Annotated in this window: 19 protein-coding genes; 6 read left to right on the top strand and 13 right to left on the bottom strand. The window is 33.5% G+C overall.

The window, feature by feature from the left end; genetic code table 11:
* The first annotated feature begins 53 nt into the window (after positions 1 to 53).
* Together ACNQF9_RS13650 and ACNQF9_RS13645 are read left to right on the top strand one after the other, a co-directional pair.
* On the top strand, positions 54 to 2,750 hold the full coding sequence (locus tag ACNQF9_RS13650) for a DNA gyrase/topoisomerase IV subunit A (protein ID WP_417990418.1): 2,697 nt from the start codon (positions 54 to 56) through the stop codon (positions 2,748 to 2,750).
* A gap of 678 nt (positions 2,751 to 3,428) precedes the next feature.
* Positions 3,429 to 3,599 carry a hypothetical protein gene (locus ACNQF9_RS13645; RefSeq protein WP_417961461.1) on the top strand — a complete coding sequence of 57 codons (171 nt, stop codon included), beginning with the start codon at positions 3,429 to 3,431 and terminating at the stop codon, positions 3,597 to 3,599.
* A gap of 248 nt (positions 3,600 to 3,847) precedes the next feature.
* Here the strand turns inward: ACNQF9_RS13645 and ACNQF9_RS13640 are convergent, their stop codons facing one another.
* The 7 genes from ACNQF9_RS13640 to ACNQF9_RS13610 all read right to left on the bottom strand — a co-directional run bounded on the left by ACNQF9_RS13640 (position 3,848) and on the right by ACNQF9_RS13610 (position 8,403).
* Positions 3,848 to 4,627, bottom strand: coding sequence for a TerC family protein (locus tag ACNQF9_RS13640; protein ID WP_417990417.1), 780 nt, complete (start codon positions 4,625 to 4,627; stop codon positions 3,848 to 3,850).
* 26 nt (positions 4,628 to 4,653) lie between these two features.
* Positions 4,654 to 5,028 carry a DNA topoisomerase IV gene (locus ACNQF9_RS13635; RefSeq protein WP_417961457.1) on the bottom strand — a complete coding sequence of 125 codons (375 nt, stop codon included), beginning with the start codon at positions 5,026 to 5,028 and terminating at the stop codon, positions 4,654 to 4,656.
* 53 nt (positions 5,029 to 5,081) lie between these two features.
* Entirely contained in the window at positions 5,082 to 5,654 is a 573-nt protein-coding gene (locus ACNQF9_RS13630) for a pentapeptide repeat-containing protein (RefSeq protein WP_417990416.1), read from the bottom strand.
* Complete coding sequence (locus ACNQF9_RS13625; protein ID WP_417961453.1) at positions 5,654 to 5,875, bottom strand: DUF6095 family protein; 222 nt, start codon at positions 5,873 to 5,875, stop codon at positions 5,654 to 5,656. The genes ACNQF9_RS13630 and ACNQF9_RS13625 overlap by 1 nt, the downstream gene beginning before the upstream one ends.
* A gap of 57 nt (positions 5,876 to 5,932) precedes the next feature.
* A complete protein-coding gene (gene murQ / locus ACNQF9_RS13620) occupies positions 5,933 to 6,748 on the bottom strand; it encodes an N-acetylmuramic acid 6-phosphate etherase (RefSeq protein WP_417990415.1) in 816 nt (271 codons plus the stop codon).
* Between the two features lie 158 nt (positions 6,749 to 6,906).
* Entirely contained in the window at positions 6,907 to 7,575 is a 669-nt protein-coding gene (locus ACNQF9_RS13615; RefSeq protein WP_417961449.1) for a ZIP family metal transporter, read from the bottom strand.
* 63 nt (positions 7,576 to 7,638) lie between these two features.
* The gene (locus ACNQF9_RS13610) at positions 7,639 to 8,403 is read right to left on the bottom strand and encodes a class I SAM-dependent DNA methyltransferase (RefSeq protein WP_417961447.1); all 765 of its coding nucleotides are present in this window, start codon (positions 8,401 to 8,403) and stop codon (positions 7,639 to 7,641) included.
* A gap of 69 nt (positions 8,404 to 8,472) precedes the next feature.
* Between ACNQF9_RS13610 and ACNQF9_RS13605 the strand changes: the two genes are divergently transcribed.
* The gene (locus ACNQF9_RS13605) at positions 8,473 to 9,675 is read left to right on the top strand and encodes a THUMP domain-containing class I SAM-dependent RNA methyltransferase (protein WP_417961445.1); all 1,203 of its coding nucleotides are present in this window, start codon (positions 8,473 to 8,475) and stop codon (positions 9,673 to 9,675) included.
* A gap of 42 nt (positions 9,676 to 9,717) precedes the next feature.
* A complete protein-coding gene (locus ACNQF9_RS13600) occupies positions 9,718 to 9,954 on the top strand; it encodes a hypothetical protein (protein ID WP_417990414.1) in 237 nt (78 codons plus the stop codon).
* A gap of 82 nt (positions 9,955 to 10,036) precedes the next feature.
* Here the strand turns inward: ACNQF9_RS13600 and ACNQF9_RS13595 are convergent, their stop codons facing one another.
* The 3 genes from ACNQF9_RS13595 to rlmD all read right to left on the bottom strand — a co-directional run bounded on the left by ACNQF9_RS13595 (position 10,037) and on the right by rlmD (position 12,886).
* The gene (locus ACNQF9_RS13595) at positions 10,037 to 10,903 is read right to left on the bottom strand and encodes a DUF6048 family protein (protein WP_417990413.1); all 867 of its coding nucleotides are present in this window, start codon (positions 10,901 to 10,903) and stop codon (positions 10,037 to 10,039) included.
* Positions 10,875 to 11,396 carry a DUF6452 family protein gene (locus ACNQF9_RS13590; protein WP_417990412.1) on the bottom strand — a complete coding sequence of 174 codons (522 nt, stop codon included), beginning with the start codon at positions 11,394 to 11,396 and terminating at the stop codon, positions 10,875 to 10,877. Before ACNQF9_RS13590 ends, ACNQF9_RS13595 begins: the two co-directional genes overlap by 29 nt.
* 77 nt (positions 11,397 to 11,473) lie before the next feature.
* Positions 11,474 to 12,886: a 23S rRNA (uracil(1939)-C(5))-methyltransferase RlmD gene (gene rlmD / locus ACNQF9_RS13585; protein WP_417990411.1), complete on the bottom strand. Its 1,413-nt coding sequence runs from the start codon at positions 12,884 to 12,886 to the stop codon at positions 11,474 to 11,476.
* 371 nt (positions 12,887 to 13,257) lie between these two features.
* On the opposite strand from rlmD, the gene ACNQF9_RS13580 reads away from it, so the two are divergent.
* A complete protein-coding gene (locus tag ACNQF9_RS13580) occupies positions 13,258 to 14,313 on the top strand; it encodes a sensor histidine kinase (RefSeq protein ID WP_417990410.1) in 1,056 nt (351 codons plus the stop codon).
* 89 nt (positions 14,314 to 14,402) lie between these two features.
* Here the strand turns inward: ACNQF9_RS13580 and ACNQF9_RS13575 are convergent, their stop codons facing one another.
* Positions 14,403 to 15,695 (bottom strand): CPBP family intramembrane glutamic endopeptidase, encoded by a 1,293-nt coding sequence (locus ACNQF9_RS13575; protein WP_417990409.1) that lies wholly within the window; start codon positions 15,693 to 15,695, stop codon positions 14,403 to 14,405.
* A gap of 328 nt (positions 15,696 to 16,023) precedes the next feature.
* Here ACNQF9_RS13575 and ACNQF9_RS13570 point away from each other — a divergent pair, with 328 nt between their 5' ends.
* Entirely contained in the window at positions 16,024 to 16,434 is a 411-nt protein-coding gene (locus ACNQF9_RS13570; protein WP_417961429.1) for an OsmC family peroxiredoxin, read from the top strand.
* An 88-nt stretch (positions 16,435 to 16,522) separates the two neighbouring features.
* Here the strand turns inward: ACNQF9_RS13570 and ACNQF9_RS13565 are convergent, their stop codons facing one another.
* Together ACNQF9_RS13565 and cysM are read right to left on the bottom strand one after the other, a co-directional pair.
* Positions 16,523 to 17,215: an SGNH/GDSL hydrolase family protein gene (locus ACNQF9_RS13565; RefSeq protein ID WP_417990408.1), complete on the bottom strand. Its 693-nt coding sequence runs from the start codon at positions 17,213 to 17,215 to the stop codon at positions 16,523 to 16,525.
* Between the two features lie 135 nt (positions 17,216 to 17,350).
* A complete protein-coding gene (gene cysM / locus ACNQF9_RS13560; RefSeq protein ID WP_417990407.1) occupies positions 17,351 to 18,238 on the bottom strand; it encodes a cysteine synthase CysM in 888 nt (295 codons plus the stop codon).
* Between the last annotated feature and the right edge of the window lie 180 nt (positions 18,239 to 18,418).

Here is an 18,418-nt window from a genome sequence, read left to right as displayed (position 1 = left end):
TAGAATTTTTAGGACAAAATTATAATTGATTACTATTTAGTAGCATATATGTAATGAAAGACGAAGACGACGATAACATATTACCAGAAGGTCAAGAAGAGGAGAATTCAATTGATGAAACTCAATCTGAAGAAAAATCTTCTGAAGGCCAGCATTTTTACGATAATAAAGAAGACGAAAACGATACGATCACCAAGGTTACGGGAATGTACAAAGATTGGTTTCTGGATTATGCGTCTTATGTAATTCTAGAGCGTGCGGTTCCTGCGATTGAGGATGGTTTCAAGCCTGTGCAACGTCGTATTATGCACTCTTTAAAGGAATTAGACGACGGTCGCTATAACAAAGTTGCCAATGTTGTTGGGCACACCATGCAGTATCATCCTCACGGAGATCAGAGTATTGGTGATGCGATGGTGCAAATTGGCCAGAAAGAACTGTTGATTGATTGTCAGGGAAACTGGGGAAATATACTAACAGGAGATGGTGCTGCGGCTTCTCGTTACATTGAAGCGCGTTTGTCTAAATTTGCTTTGGAGGTTATTTATAGTCCGAAAATTACTGATTGGGGCGTATCTTATGACGGCCGACGAGCGGAGCCCAATAATCTTCCGGTGAAATTTCCTTTATTATTGGCTTCTGGCGCTGAAGGGATTGCGGTAGGGCTTTCAACGAAAGTACTGCCCCATAATTTTAACGAGTTGATCGATTCGTCAATAAAAATTCTGAAAGGAAAACCATTTACGATTTATCCGGATTTTATGACACAAGGTATTGCCGATGTGTCTAATTATAATGATGGTTTGCGTGGCGGTCGGGTTCGGGTTCGGGCCAAAATTGCTCAGCTCGACAAAAACACCTTGGTGATTACCCAAATTCCGTTTTCAACCAATACGACTACTTTGATTGACAGTATTTTGAAGGCGAATGATAAAGGGAAAATCAAGATCAAGAAAATAGAGGATAATACTGCTGCTGAGGTCGAAATTTTAATTCACCTTTTTCCAGGTGTTTCACCAGATAAAACGATTGATGCATTGTTTGCCTTCACGGCTTGTGAAACTTCAGTAGCACCATTAGGTTGTGTGATTGAAGACAATAAACCGTTGTTTATTGGGGTTTCTGCGATGTTGAAAATCTCAACCAACAGAACTGTACAATTACTAAAAAGTGAACTCGAAATTCAATTGAGCGAATTGGAGGAACAATGGCATTTTCTTTCTTTGGAACGTATTTTTATCGAGAATAAAATCTATCGTGACATTGAAGAAGAAACTACTAGAGAAGGCGTAATCAAATCGGTTGATGATGGTTTGAAACCACACACGCAACACTTAAAACGAGCAGTTACCGAAGACGATATTCTGCGTTTGCTGGATATTCGAATCATGCGTATTTCTAAATTTGACAGCAATAAAGCACAAGATAAAATTGAGTCGCTAGAAGGAGATATAGAGCAAGTTAAACACGATTTAGAACATTTGATTGATTTTGCAATTGCCTATTTTACCAAGTTAAAAGAAAAATACGGAAAAGGGAGGGAACGTCAAACGGAACTTCGCATATTTGATGATATCGAGGCAACCAAAGTAGTGTTGAGAAACACCAAATTATATGTCAATAAAGAAGAGGGATTCGTAGGAACGAGCTTGAAAAAAGACGAATACGTAACCGACTGCTCTGATATTGATGATGTAATTGTTTTTCTGCGTGACGGGAAAATGATGATTACCAAAGTGGACGCCAAAACTTTTGTGGGTAAGGATATTATTCACATTGCTATTTTTGACAAAAGCGATAAGCGCACGATTTATAATATGATTTATCGTGACGGAAAATCGGGTCCTTCCTATATAAAACGTTTTAATGTTTCGGGAGTAACTCGAGATAAAGCCTATGATTTAACCAATGAAACTGCAGGTTCTCAAGTAGTATATTTCTCTTGTAATCCAAATGGCGAAGCTGAAGTTATCACGATATTATTGCGTCAGGTAGGAAGTGTCAAAAAACTTAAATTTGATATTGATTTTGCCAGTTTAGCCATAAAGGGACGTGCATCCAAAGGAAATTTAGTTACTAAATATCCGATTAAAAAAATAGAATTGAAAGAGAAAGGAATTTCTACCTTACTGCCAAGAAAAGTTTGGTTTGATGATACCGTTCAACGATTAAATGTGGATGCAAGAGGTGAATTATTAGGGGAGTTTAGACCTAATGATAAAATTTTGGTCATAACGCAATCTGGAAAAATTAAAGTAATTACACCAGAATTGTCTACACATTTTGATGAAGATATGGTAGTTTTGGAAAAATGGGTTCCTAAAAAACCAATTTCAGCTATTTATTTTGATGGTGAGAAAGAGCGCTACTACATCAAGCGTTTCTTAGTGGAAACAGAGAATAAAGAAGAAAGTTTTATTACAGAACATCCTAACTCAAATCTTGAAATTGTATCAACGGACTATCGGCCTGTTGCCGAAATAGTGTTTACTAAAGTAAAAGGAGTTCAAAAAGAGAATATTACCGTGGATATCGAATCTTTCATAGCTTTAAAAGGATTTAAAGCTTTAGGGAATCAATTGACAACCGATAAATTAAAACAAGTGAACCTATTAGAATCTTTGCCATACGAAATTCCACTAGAAGTAATCCCGGAAGAATTTGAAGTTGCTGGAGAAACTCAAATAGAAAGTGGTGAGGGAACTACTCAACTCAATGATGATGGTCAGATCGGTTTGAGTTTTTCGTAAGTTGAAAGCATAGTAATGTACAGTAAGTATTGTATGATTTATTCCGTTTAGATCTAGTAAAACGGTATGAATTAATTATTTCTTGGTACTCTTTTTTTTTCTTAGGTACTACTTGTCTATAAAGGAACAATTATTGAACGCTCATTAGTTGTTTTTTTAAGTCAAGAATTATAGATCTAAATTGTATAATATTCTAGTTAATTTGCCCAATTTTATTACAAAAATAATAACTACAAGATCAGTCATATCCTTATTAGACATGAACTTTAAGGATTATGAGCCAAAAGCAAGTTTTTTTGCTCGTTTTTTTTATAAAACACGATAGTAATACCCATATTACTTCCGTATAGATAATTTTATATTTTGTTTACTATTTAAGAAAAATAATTAAACAAAAGTAGTAGTCTTTCGAAATTTAGAACTAAATTTACTTTTATAATGGTGGAGCTTTAATAAATAACTGTCTTCTTATTGTGAAATTAATTTAAATCTAAAAAAATGTTTACAAAATTTAAAAAATCAGAGCTATTTATTTTAGTGGTCGTGATCGTATTAATATTCATCTCAGAATATATTTATTTAGTAGAAGAAGATTTTGAAAGAGCTGTATTTATTGGTTTATGGCCTCCAACTATTGTTGGACTATTAATATTTTTTAATCTTAAATTGAAGAAGTAGATGAAAAATTTAGACATATTAATACTTACTAGTGTTGTAATATCGTGTTTTATAGCTTTTTTTATCTCTACTTTCAGAACTTTCGAAAACATACAGAAAGAAGGCGTGGATAAATATCAAAAAAGAGGCATCATCAGTAGATTGTTGGGGTATTTTGAAAGTATACTATAAGATTATTGATAAATTAATCTCTGAAGGAGAGATAAAATATCGGAATATTATTAGGGTTAATTATCATTAGTAAACACACTTAATTTAATAAAGTTATGGTATTTACATTGAGTAAGTTTAAATAATTAATGGTATTAACAGGTTCTTGTTTTGTGTTATGATATTATTCAGTAATTAATAAATTGATAAAATTCGATAACGGTAACTCTATAAAAAAGCTTCCACATCTGTAGAAGCTTTTTTATTGTTTATACTTTACTCTTTTTCTTAGTACTTTTCATATTCAAAACTTCAACGAATAGAGAAAAAGAGATCGCAAAATAGAGGTATCCTTTTGGTACTGGTGTTACGTGATTGCCAAAGATCAATGCATTAGATAGATGTGCACTTTCAGTAAGCAGCATAAAGCCTATTAGGATTAAAAACGATAAACCCAAGATCTGAATAGAAGGATGTTTGTTTACAAAATTTCCAACAGGAACTGCAAATTGCATCATTATTAATACAGATATCACTACTGCAGTTATCATAATGTAAATAGCACCCTCTACACCATTTGTCATTCCTACCGCTGTAAGAATACTATCAAAGGAGAAAACTAAATCAATCATAATAATTTGAAATAGTACGTTTTGAAATGATTTTGTAGCTGCTTTGCCTAACTCTTTTTCTTCATGTCCTTTTTCATCAACCTTTTCTCGAATTTCATTCGTGCTTTTGTAAATTAAGAATAGTCCGCCTCCTAATAAAATGAGACTTTGACCTGTAATTCCAGCCGAAAACCAACTGAAATCAATATGAAACCAAGGTTCTTTCATTTGAATCAATAAATTGATACCAAACAAGAGCGCAATTCTCATAAACATAGCAAGAAACATTCCCACTTTGGTAGCTTTTTTTCTCTGTTCGAGCGGTAATTTTCCGGTGGCAATAGAAATGAAAATGATATTGTCTATCCCTAATACAATTTCTAAGAATGTTAATGTTAACAACGCCACCCAAGCATCCGGATTTAAAAATACTTCCATCTTTATTTAATTATAATTTATATTACTTAATCAGCAATTTTAGTGACAGATCCTTTTTGTTTTGCATCGGATCCAACCATTCCAAATTCAAATGTATAGGAATTTTTTGAGGTTGTCAAAATTTTCATTCCAATAGCCTTTTCTTCCGCCATGTTTTTTGGGTGAATTTTTTGTAATACATACTCGCAATCATTTACCCATCGAATCGATGCAGTATCCGTCTTGCCTTCAAAAGTTTCAATTTCTATACTATCGTTGCGCGTAAAGAGCGTAGTTTTTTTTAGACCATTAACATTGTATTCAAATTTAAACGTTCCTGTTTTGAAATCGGAACAATTGCGTTCTGCATCATAACATGATAGGAATAATACTATAGGGATGAGAAGTATAATTTTTTTCATTTTAGTGTAATTTTAATTTTTTGTACTAAGAATAAATCGAGCGAAACGCATTACTATTGAATTTTAATATCATATTTATCTAAAAGCCCCACAATTCCTTGTGTTGAAAACTTTGCTTTTTTCATGGGATTAACTTCAGGGTCAATTTTAAAGTTTATTGCTGTTATAAAATCGGCTCCAGCTAATTGGGTATTGTTAAAAATTGCACCTTCCAAATTACTGTTTTCAAAAATGGAATTTACAAGATTAGCTCCTATAAAAGTAATCTCTTTCAACGAACAGGTATTAAATTTTGTTTTTGGCATTTTTTTATTGGCAAACGAAGAATAATCTAACATGCATTCCTGAAAACTCACATTAAATAAAAAATCATCACATTCTTCAAATTGTATACCGAGCATTTTGCAGTTCTTGAATTGTATGCCTTTTAAGCTAGTTCCTGATATTTTAATTAGGGCTAAATTACAGTCAATAAATTCACAATCCATAAAAGTACTATAAGAGAAATCATTGTTGGAGAAATCACAGTTTTTAAAAATGCAATCTTCAAATTCTCTGTTGTTTACTTTTTTATCGATGTAAATAACTTTTTCAAAAGTTTTTTGAACATGAATTAGGTTTTCCATTAGTCGTTAAATAAGCTTTTCATAATTATTTTTAATCCCCAGTACATCAAAAACATTGCTGCTAAACAAGCAATTATTCCTATTGCTAAAACTAAATAGTGCCAAATATTATGCTCGTTCATAAATGCATTATAAATTACTACAGGCCCCAAAAACAAAAGGGGCAAGGCACCTGCTAAATATTTGATTCCTTTGGATAATAGTTCTTTATTAGTTGCCATTTCTTTAATTTGAGGTTTAGTGTTTTATTATGCTGAAAAAAATTCGTTTGTATTTCTTTATTGGCCATTGTAAGTATCGACCGCTTTTCTCACACTTCCATGTTTTTTCAATAATTCTGCGGCTTCATCATAGGAAGTCGGAGTTTCTTCCATAATCATTTTTACGCCGCGATCTACTAGTTTGCTATTGCTCAGTTGCATATCGACCATTTTATTTCCTTTTACTTTTCCGAGTTGAATCATGGTAGCGGTTGTAATCATGTTGAGTACTAATTTTTGGGCTGTTCCAGCTTTCATACGGGAGCTTCCGGTTACAAATTCAGGTCCTACAACTATTTCGATTGGAAATTTTGCTTTTTGCGAAAGTGGACTTCCGGCGTTACAAGAAATACTTCCAGTAGTAACATTCTTTTCATTGCAGGCTTGCAATCCTCCAATGACATAAGGTGTCGTGCCTGAGGCAGCGATCCCAATAACGACATCATTTTCATTGACATCGAAAGCTTTTAAATCAACCCAAGCTTGACTTGCGTTGTCTTCGGCATTTTCTACCGCTTTACGAATTGCAGTGTCGCCACCTGCGATTATCCCAATTACTAAATCGAAAGGAACACCAAAGGTTGGCGGACATTCTGAAGCATCAAGAATTCCCAGCCGACCTGAAGTTCCTGCGCCGATATAAAATAATCGTCCGCCCAGTTTCATTTTGGCTACGATTTCTGTCACTAAATTTTCAATTTGTGGCAAGGCTTTTTCTACGGCAAGCGGAACTGTTTTGTCTTCCTGATTGATATTAGACAACAACTCCTGAACGGACATTTTTTCTAAATGGTCGTATTTTGAGGATTGTTCGGTGGTTTTTGTAAATTCCATAGTTATGTTTTTTGAAGGGAGAACTCGAGAGTTATCCGTACAATATTTTTTTGCGTGAGGGATAGTAGCGAAAATCCTTTTTATCATGTAGCGTAAGCGTAATGAAAAAAGATTAAAGCGAATAGCCCGACCCTTGTGGTCACGCCCAAATTGTAAAATTATATAAAATACGCCAAAGCAATTCCTATTACAATCATCGAAACTTTTGCAATGTTAAACTTATGTCCTTCGCTACTCTCGAAAATAATAGTTGAGGAAATATGAAATAATATTCCAATAACAATAGCTGTGATTTCGGTATAATATACATTTAATAGGGGCATATAATTTGACAAGAGCGTTCCTAAGGGTGTCATGACTGCAAAGGTGATCATGAAGAAAAATATTGCTTTTTTATTCAGACTTGCATTGATAAAAAAGGTAGTCAGAATAATGGCAATTGGTAAATGATGGATTGCAATTCCTACGGCTAAATCAGGGTGATGGTTTACAGGAAAACCTTCCAGAAAGGCATGGATACAAAGACTGATGAACAGCAACCAAGGGATTTGAGTCATCAACGGGTGTCCATGTACGTGTCCGTGTTCGGCACCTTTAGAAAAAAATTCCAAAATGATTTGAAATAAGATTCCCAACATGATAAAAAGCCCAATATTAGGATGGCTACTTTCGTAAATTTCCGGTAATAAATGCATTACGGTTAGCGAAAGCAAGAAAGAACCACTAAAAGCTAATAGTAATTTAAGGTTCGTTTTATTTTTTGGTTTTATAATCAAAGCGATGATATAACCTATGAGTACGGAAAGTAAGGGTAAAAGGTAATTCATATTTGTTGCTTAACCGTTTATTCTATTTTTATATGTTAATCACATATTGGATTAATTAATTTACTATTTGAAAATCATGATGAGGCGTTCGCTATCTGTTTTGTGGAATTTTTTCAGTTTATAATCCCCAAAAATATCCAATAAATAAATTCCGGCTTCTTCCATTAATTCCTCAAAATCCTTGAGTGTAAGAGCTTTCACTTTTTCAGTAAAATGAAATTTTTGACCTTTATCTTCAAAGTCAATTTCTTTGTAAATATGCCCGTCTTTTAAATAACGTTTGATATAAAAATCAATTCCTTCGACCGTTTTTGTTTCTTCAGGAACCAGTGTTTCAATAACATGAGCCACATTCATAAAGTCAATAACCGCAAACCCATATTCCGAGAGACTTTCTTTGATGGCTTTGAGCGTAGTTAGATTGTCTTCGTCATTTTCAAAATAACCAAAACTGGTAAATAAGTTGAAAATAGCGTCATATTTCTCTTCAAAAGGTTCACGCATGTCGTGCACTTTGAAATGCAGGGTGTCGTTCGTATTTTTACTGGCTTCTGCAATACTGTTTTCAGACAAATCTGCCCCAAGAACATCAAATCCCAATTGGTTCAAATAAATCGAATGGCGTCCTTTGCCACACGCTAAATCCATTACTTTTGCTTTTTCCGGAAGATTAAGGTAATGGGTTAGATTATCCATAAAAATCTGAGCTTCTCTGTAATTTCGGTCTTTGTAAAGTATATGGTAATAAGGCGTGTCAAACCACGATGTATACCAGTTTGCAGGTGTTTGTGGTTGATTATCGGTAGTCGGTTTGCTAGATTCAGACATTTATTATTTTTCAATTAATTCGATTGATGCAAATTTAGTGTATTTTTGCACCGAATACTTGATTTTACAATGGAAAATAATTATAAAATGGTTGCCAAAACCTTTTTTGGTTTTGAGGAGATATTAGCAAAAGAGCTGCAAATGCTAGGCGCACAAAACGTGGAGCAAGGCGTACGAATGGTGAGTTTTAAAGGAGATAAAGGGTTTATGTACAAAGCGAATTTAGCGTTGCGTACTGCATTGAAAATCCTCAAGCCTATTTATTTTTTCAAAGCCAATAATGAACAAGCTTTGTATAAAGGTATTTCAGGAGTAAATTGGTCTAAATTAATTAATGCCAACCAAACTTTTGTGATTGATGCCACCGTGCACTCGGAATATTTTAATCACTCTGAATTTGTTTCTCAAAAATGTAAAGATGCAATTGTGGATCAGTTCCGAGAAAGAACTGGACAACGACCTAGCATTGATAAAGTACATCCTGATTTGAGAATCAATATTCATATCGATAAAGACCAAGTTTCAGTAGCACTGGATACTTCTGGAAATTCGTTGCATCAGCGTGGGTATAGAACAGCCACTAATATTGCTCCTATAAACGAGGTCTTAGCAGCAGGAATTCTATTGCTTTCGGGTTGGGACGGTCAGGGCGATTTCTTGGATCCTATGTGTGGTTCCGGAACATTTCTTGCCGAAGCTGCTATGATTGCCTGTAACATTCCAGCAAACATTAACCGTAAAGAATTTGCTTTCGAAAAATGGAATGACTGGGACAATGATTTGTTTGATAGTATATCAGATAGTTTGTTGAAACGAGTTCGAGAGTTTCATTATACGATAAAAGGCTACGATAAAGCACCAAGTGCCGTTCAAAAAGCCAAAGACAACATCAAAAATGCCAATCTTGACGAGTATATTTCGATTGAGGAAAAGAACTTTTTTGATACCGAAAAAACATCTCAAGGTAAATTGCACATGGTCTTCAATCCACCTTATGATGAGCGTTTGGATATTCACATGGAAGAATTCTACAAAAGTATTGGAGATACTCTAAAGAAGAATTATCCAGGGACAAATGCTTGGTTTATTACTGCAAATCTGGAAGCATTGAAATATGTAGGATTGAAACCTTCCAGAAAGATTAAACTTTTTAACGCAAGTTTGGAAGCACGTTTGGTAAAATACGAAATGTATGAAGGTAGTAAGAGAACAAAATTTCAAGTTCAGGATTCGGAAAATACCGATACAGCTTCAGAGAATAGTCAGTCATAATTAGATAGTTTAACTTTAAATTTTTTAACATTCATACAGAAAATGACCAAATTACAAATACGAGCATTTATATACCAATTAGGATGTTTTGCAATATTATTTATCTCCGCTAGATATATAGTAGCGCATTACACTAATTTAATAGGTTTTTGGATTCCGTTAACCGCATTTGTGATAGGAACACTTTTATCACCAAAATTCCAAGCGGTAAAAACCAAGGACGGGGAAAAATTATTCATGAAATGTATTTTCATGAAAGGAATTAAGGAAGTAGGATAGTTTTATAATATTCTACAAAAAAAATATCGCAAAGAAAACTTATTTCGTTGCGATATTTTTTTTATCTGCTATTCGTAATTATTTATTTTTTCTTTTCAATTTTTTTGGGAACCACTGCAGGTTTTACTTTCTTCTTGTAAATGGGAACAAAGTAAGTAACAGTATAGTTGAAACCTACTCCAAAACTCCCGTCATAGGTTCTGTTGAATCCGGGGATATATAAATTAGAAAAATTGTCAGGTTCTTTGTTGGTTACCAATCGGTTCAAGCGAAGACTGAAACCCACAAACACATTATTAAATACTTTGGCTTTTACTCCAGCCACAACTTCAATCCAACTTGCGGATAAACCATCAAACTTTTTACCAGAAGGAATTACAGGGACTTCTCCAAAATAGGGGTTGGCATTGTAAATTCTATAACTGTTTAATTGCTGATTAAAAGTACTAAAACCATAGCGCATTCCTATAGAAATAATATTTTCCATATCAAGCCAATTTTCATAAGCATTATAATCAAAACCCGCCTTTATATAGGACCCTTTCGTGGTGAAATTAACACGGTCATCATCCGTAGTTTTATTTTCGTTACCAATTTCAGCAGCCAAAAAATATTTTTTTGTCAATCGATAATCTCCTACAAATTCAATTCCTTTATAATCCTTGTCATATAATGCTCGGGTCACTTTGTATAAATCCACACCGATGCGTACTCCATAGCGATCAGTTTTTACGGGAATCGTATCGTTCTTTTTTTCTTCGGAGCTAATATCTACCAATGATAAAGGAGCTTCAGGAATGATCTGGTCCGTTTTGCTATTTGTTGGGGTATTTTTTACGGGATTAGTTTGCTTTACCGGTTCACTTTTTGGGCTCGGTTCCTGAGCATGTGTTATTGTCAAAGACAATAGGATACAGAAACTAAAAAAAGATCTTAATGTGTATTTCATTTTCGTTTTCGATGTTACTTTTTTCAACCGATATAAATTTCATCCATTTTTGATTAGCAGCTGTTGCATCAGTATGTGTATATGGATTTGTTGGGTTTAGTGTAAAAATTGTTTTGTAACCGCATGCTCTCGATACAAAAAGTTCCTGAGTGGTGTAATCAAATTTTATAATGTCTTCATCAACCAATGCAGGGTTTGTATTTCCTGAATTTAATATGAAACTATAAGTTGTGGTCGTTCCAACAGTTTTTAAAGGAATAGATATGGTGTTTCCGCTAGTTGTCTGGCTGCCGTTAAAAAGAATTCCATCGGTCATTCCTTCGCCCACAACCTTTAGATTTGATACGTTTTTTAAAACAAAAGGATTCGAAAAATCATAAAAGCCAATCACCAAACGTGGTGTTGTAGGAGTATTTGCATCGCAAATATCATCTTTCTCACAACTGGACAATAAGAACGCAACAGTAAAAACGAATAAAATTATTTTTTTCATGTTTTTTATTGAAAATTTTTTGATTGCAGTTTATGTAAATCTGCAATCAAAAAAGGTTAATTGTATCTCTACAATCGTTATCTTCTTTCCAAAAGTACAACATTTTCTACATGATGCGTTTGTGGAAACATATCCACAGGGCGCACCCGAGTTACTTTGTACTTCTCGTCCATCAAAGCTAAATCGCGTGCTTGAGTAGCTGAATTACAACTTACATAGACCACTTTTTCAGGCGCAATTTTCATGATTTGTTCAATTACATCCTTGTGCATTCCGTCTCTTGGAGGGTCCGTTATAATTACATCTGGATGCCCGTGTTGAGCAATGAAACTATCGTTAAAAACGACTTTCATGTCTCCTACATAGAATTCGCAATTGGTTATTTCATTCCGTTCGGCATTCAATTTAGCATCTTTAATAGCTTCCGGGACACTTTCTACTCCAATAACTTTTTTTGCTTCTTTTGAAACAAATTGTGCAATAGTTCCTGTGCCAGTGTATAGATCATAAACGATTTCATTTCCGGTAAGTCCAGCAAAGTCGCGCGTTATTTTATATAATTCATACGCTTGATCGGAGTTGGTTTGATAAAAAGATTTCGCATTAATGCTGAATTTCAGTCCTTCCATTTCTTCTAGAATGTAATCTCTTCCTTTGTATAATTTAATGTCAGTATCATATAAAGTATCGTTGGCTTTGTTGTTGATAACGTATTGCAAAGAAGTGATGTGACGGAATTTCTCGTAAAGATGATCCAAAAGTAATTCTCTGTTGGCTTTATCGTTTTCAAAAAACTGAATTAAAACCATGATTTCACCAGTCGAAGCCGTACGCAACATCAAAGTTCTTAGCAATCCCTCGTGGTCTCTTGGGTTGAAGAAAGTCAAGCCATGCGCATTGGCAAAATCTCTCACTTCATTTCTAATCGCATTTGATGGATCTTCCTGAAGATGACATTTGTTGATGTCCAGGATTTTGTCCCACATTTTCGGAATATGAAAACCAAGGGCGTTTCTATTTCCTAAATCTTCCGTGCTGTCAATTTCCTTTTCGGTTAACCAACGGCTGTTCGAAAATGAAAATTCCATTTTGTTCCTGTAAAAAAACTGTTTTTCCGAACCAAGGATCGGTTCAAATTCTGGAAGTTCTATTTTTCCAATGCGTTGCAAATGGTTTTTTACTTCATTTTGCTTGTAGAATAACTGTTGGCTGTATTTCATATTTTGCCATTTGCAACCACCACAAACACCAAAGTGTTCACAAACAGGTGTTACGCGATGCTCTGAATATTCATGAAAATGAACTGCTTTCCCTTCGTAATACGCTTTGCGTTTCTTGAAAGTCTGTACATCCACTACGTCACCAGGAACCACATTGGGAATAAAAACTACTTTTCCGTCGGGAGCTTTTGCTACCGAAACGCCTTTTGCTCCAGCATCAAGGACTTTTATTTGATGAAAGACAACTTTGTCTGTATTTTTCTTTGCCATAGCGCAAAAATAAGCGTTTGGATGGTTTTACAAATTCAAATCGCAAAATATTTTCGATAAGAAGTGTTTTTTTGTTCGGAGTTAAGTTTTCTGTCGGATAGTATCTATGTCAAGGTCATTAAATTTAAGAAATAGGTTTAGTTATTATCGTGAAGCGCTTTATAATAAAAGGAATTTATTAAATAAGAAAAGTTGTATAAAAAATAATTTAAATATATGTAAGTTAATGACTTATTGATTCATTGTTTTTTGGGATATAAATGAAAAAGTATCAAATCTGTTTGTGTTTAAATAGGCGGATAGAATTAAGGGTGTGATTTTATACTGTCAATTTTAACGTATATTTGCCGCTTTAATAAATACCATCTTAAATGGAATTGTACCGTAGTTTATCAAAAATAAGTTTTCTCAAAAACAGTTATGCATATAAATTTCTATTTGTTACCTTCATAGGGATTCATATTCCATTGATTGGATTGCTGTTTTTTATTGTTTATGTCAAACAGTCAGCTTCGCCTGATTCAATTGTAGTTTTTACATTGATAATGACATTAATAGCTACAGGTATAACATTATGGGTACTTAGAAAATTAATCAAACCCATAGAAGTAGCCTCTAAAGCCCTAGATAATTATAGAAATAATAGAGTTATTTCGAAGTTACCAACAGAATTTACTGATGAAGCAGGTTTGTTAATGTCAAATATTCAGGAATCGATTATGATAAATGAAAAATACATCAGTGACAAACAGGATCTGATTTATTTGCTTTCGCATGATTTTAGATCTTTTGCCGGAAATTCTCAAGGATTAGCAGAGCTTATTTTAGAAGAAAATCCAACGGCAACAGTTCAGGAATACGCGGAGTTGATCAAGCAATCCACAAATCAGCAGTATATCTTTATAGAAACGTTTATTAAGTTGATAAAAGATGAAGAAGAAATTTCGAAGAAAATTCTACAGACAAATAAAATTCAGTTGCAAGAGATTATGATTTTGGTGACCAATCAAGTGGCTCAAAAATTAGCTTCTAAAAAAATTAAATTAAATACGGTTATTGAACTTAATCAAGCCTCTTTAAAAATTGAAGAAGATTTATTAGTACGCGTTTTAGTAAACTTAATTGATAATGCGATTAAATTTTCATTTGCTGAGAGTGAAATTCAAGTTCGGGTGTGTGTTATTGATAATAAAATAGCCTTTTTGGTTTCAGATTCGGGAATAGGTTTTGATCCTAAATACAAAGAAGAACTGTTTGAAAAATTCACTAATAGAAGTCGATTGGGAACTGCCAATGAGGCTTCTACAGGGATTGGATTGTATCTTTGTAAAAAAATAGTTGAAAAATACCAAGGAAAGCTTTTGGTGGATAGTGAAGGAGTAAACAAAGGCGCAGTATTTTCTGTTTTTTTTGATTATATAAAGTAAACACCATAAAATAGGATCCTATAAGGAGTAATTATTATAGATTCCTTCTTATTATTGTAATAATTTAATATAAGTTATCGGATTTTAATTTATTCTTGTTGAGGAAACAGAATCATGATATATTCTACATAGATTTTTTGTTTGATTAAGGAAAGTCCATATTCATTCTTTAACTGATTTTTTAAATTTTCAAAATTTTTGATTTGAAGCGTAAAGTTATAATTAGTTTTTAGGTCTGTTTTATCCAAAATAATTTTATTGGTTTCTTTGATTAAAGCATTAACTAGTGTTTTGATTTTAGCTTTTTTTATCACAATTTTCTCTGTGCTTGTGCGTATTATGTTTTCGGGATAGTCATTTGTGGTTTTGTATTTCGCTAATATTTCTGGATTAACAACCCTTAAATTCCAGACCTCAGTTAGTATTGAGCGTTTATGAATTTTAAAATTATAACTTTTAGCTAATTGATTTAAAACTATTTTTTTTGTTAAGGAACTGTCTTTCGATTTGTTTTTAAAGTTTAGGTTAATTGTTTTGTTTAATACTTCTTTTTTATTCGTTTTTAGCGCGATTTCATTTATATCCAATAAATAAGACAATGTTGTTTTCAGGCTTACGCTTTTATAGGCCATGCTGTCAGGGTAATTTTGTTGCGAGCTAGAGCCGTAAAGATTATTAGTTTCCTCTATGTCGATTGTATAAATGCTGTTTTTAATATTGATTTTTTCCGGAGTACTTAACATAAAAATTAATGGAATCCCTATAAAAAAAGCATTATGAAGGGCGTGCATCAGAAAACCTAGAACAAATCCATGTCGAACTCTCAGGAAACCAATGAAAAGTCCTGAAATTATTTGTGGCGCCACTAATATTGGTGATAAAAGTAAGATGTTATAGGATAACTCATAATTAGTAATGTGAACAATCCCGAAAAGAGCAGCAGAGCAATAAAAGATAAATTTGTATCTTTTTTTCCAAAGAGCTGTGAAGTAAGCGTCTACTTTTTGTTTATTCCTAACGCCAGAAAGCGAAACTAATGAAGTGATAAAATGCACTGCATAATTATTTTTATATCGCAGATGCATCCTGAAAATTAGTTCTTCAAAAAAAGGTCCAATTAAAACTGTTAAGACTAACAACAATATAACAGGAGTAGTTTTAATCATCTCCAGAATCTTATGGTTGTCCGGATCAAGAAGTCCCAACGATTCTAAACTGCTTATTAGAAGGATTAAAATCCCCATTATGGGTATTTCAATTATTAATATTGAGAAGAGTTTTTTTAGTTGTTCAACTCTATTGAGTTGATTAGCCGCTTGATCTTTGGGATTTCTTAAAAAAGTGATAAAATCAGCATACGTTTCTTTTATTGTTTCCTGCATAGAGATGGTCTAAGTCTTTGATTTTTTAATCTATTTACAATGGGGGAAGTTTTTTTACTAGAATCGGATTAAAATTTTGGGAATAGTATTTCTATTACAAACAAACATAGTCAAATAAATACGAAAAGGAGTACGTTTATTTAATTATAAATGATATTGGTAGTTCTTTACTGGGAAAATTCTTTGGGATACTTTTATTATTTAATAAGAAGTGCGGAATAGCAGTTTTTGTAGTAAAACGAACTTTAAAATTTTGTTAAATTTTTCTATAGCTGAAAGTGTTTTTTTTACAAATGAACTAAATTTGAGAAACACAAATTCTATAATTATGAAAAGAAATGCAACTGCAGTATGGAACGGTTCACTAAAAGAAGGAGCTGGGAAACTAACTACACAAAGTACAACACTAAACGAAACTCAATATTCGTTTAAATCCCGTTTTGAGGAGGGTGTGGGAACAAATCCGGAGGAACTTGTTGCGGCAGCTCATGCAGGCTGTTTTACCATGCAACTTTCAGCATTTATAGGAGAAGCTGGATTTGAAATTGAAAGTATTGAAACCAAATGTGCCATTGATTTAGTAGATGGAACAATACTTACATCTCACTTAACAGTACAAGCAAAAATTAGCGAAATAACCGAAGATGTTTTTCAAGAATTAGTTACCAAAGCTGAAAAAAACTGTCCGATTTCTAAAGTGTTGAATGCAGCAATTTCCTCGAGTGCTACATTGATTTAAAAACACACATGTATAAAATAGGCTCGACTCAATTATAAGTCGAGCCTATTTAATTTGTGGATGTTTAACCTAGTTATTCCTTTTGCAATTATTTGGTTGATAATGCCAGCAGTATTGCTTTTTCAACTAGTGGAGCCATAACCTGATATCCAGTTTTATTAGGATGCACACCATCCGCAGAGTAGGCTTTTTTTAATCCTTTCCTTTCGTCTACCATAGTTGAATAATAATCCAGGTATAGAATTTGATTTGCGGCTGCATACCGTTTTAATTGAGTGTTTAGTGCTGCGATCTTTGTAATTGGATCTTGATAGGGTTTCCAAGGGAAATCATTAGCTGGTAAAACAGAACAAAGAATTACTTTAATCTTATTAGCTTTTGCTAATTCAGCCATTGAATAAATATTATTTGTAATCATATCCAGAGTTGAAGGACCTGTATTACCCGCGATATCATTAATTCCTGCCAAAATTACCACAACAGTTGCTTTTAAGGCAATCACATCCGCTCTAAAACGAAGTAACATTTGAGGAGTAGTCTGACCACTAATGCCACGGTTTACATATTGGTTGTCTGTAAAATAGTCAGCATTTATTGTACTCCAAAATTCGGTTATGGAATCTCCCATAAATACAACTCTTTTTTGCCCAGGTGGTACTGGTTTCAGATTTGCATTTTGATCTTGGTATTTATTTAAATTTGGCCAGTCTTGGGCCAGTACTTTTCCTCCCATAACAATTGATATAAATAGAATGCAGTAAACTAATTGTGTTTTTTTCATTGCTAACCAGATTAGAAATTAAAAAAAGTTTCTTTCCATTAAAATAAAATAGGTTTTTAGACAAAAGATGAACAACCTTTTTTGTGTAAGCTAAAGATACCAAAAAGGAAGATTGCTTTATTAGTTAAAAGTAATTCAATCAAACAAATCAGAGGACAAATACCGATCACCACGGTCACAAATAATAGCGACTATTACACCAGACTCTATTGTATTTGCAATTTTTATTGCTGCAGCTACTGAGCCACCACTACTCATTCCTGCAAAAACTCCTTCTTCAAGAGCCAAACGTTTGGTCATCTCACGCGCTTCTTGTTCTGAAACTTCAATTATTGTATCTACTTTTGAAGCATTAAAAATTTTAGGCAAATATTCCTGAGGCCATTTACGGATTCCAGGAATTTGAGACCCGTCGCTGGGTTGGGCGCCTATAATTTGAATCTCCGGATTCATTTCTTTTAAGTAGGTTGAAGTTCCCATAATGGTACCTGTAGTTCCCATAGCTGAAACAAAATGAGTAACAGTACCGTCTGTATCTTTCCATATTTCAGGGCCAGTAGTTTTGTAATGTGCTTTCCAGTTGTCCTCATTGGCAAACTGGTTGAGCATGATATAACCACCTTCTGCTACTTTTTTATCCGCATAGTCTCTGGAACCTATAATTCCCGTTTCAGCGGATGTTAAAATTACAGTAGCTCCGTAAGCCCGCATGGTTTGGGTTCGTTCTTTAGTGGAATCCTCTGGAAGTACCAACTCGATTTCTATATTGAATAGTTGAGCAATCATCGCCAAAGCGATACCGGTGTTGCCACTTGTTGCTTCAATAAGTTTGTCTCCTCTTTTAATCTCTCCTCTTTCCAGTGCAGATTTGATCATATTATACGCTGCTCGATCTTTGACACTCCCGCCCGGATTATTTCCTTCGAGTTTTAGTAAAAGTTTTACGTTTTTATTTTTTATCAGATTTGTAGATTCTACCAATGGAGTGTTTCCTATGAGATCTACTAATTTTTGTGGTTTCATGCAGTTTAGTGTCTAAATTTTATTATTGTAATAATCTTATGTTAGATAAAATTACAATTGGGATCCATTTGTAAAAACTATTTTAAAGCGAGTATTTTAAAACAGCAACAAGAGTAGTGTAAAGGAATGTTTTTGTGATTCAGTGCCATTTTTATCAATTTTAAAACAGGCAACAAAGAT

The organism is Flavobacterium amylolyticum, assembly GCF_048284335.1.
Classification (GTDB): domain Bacteria; phylum Bacteroidota; class Bacteroidia; order Flavobacteriales; family Flavobacteriaceae; genus Flavobacterium.
The sequence above is the reverse complement of the archived record's forward strand: the minus strand, read 5'-3'. Positions and strand labels throughout refer to the sequence as shown.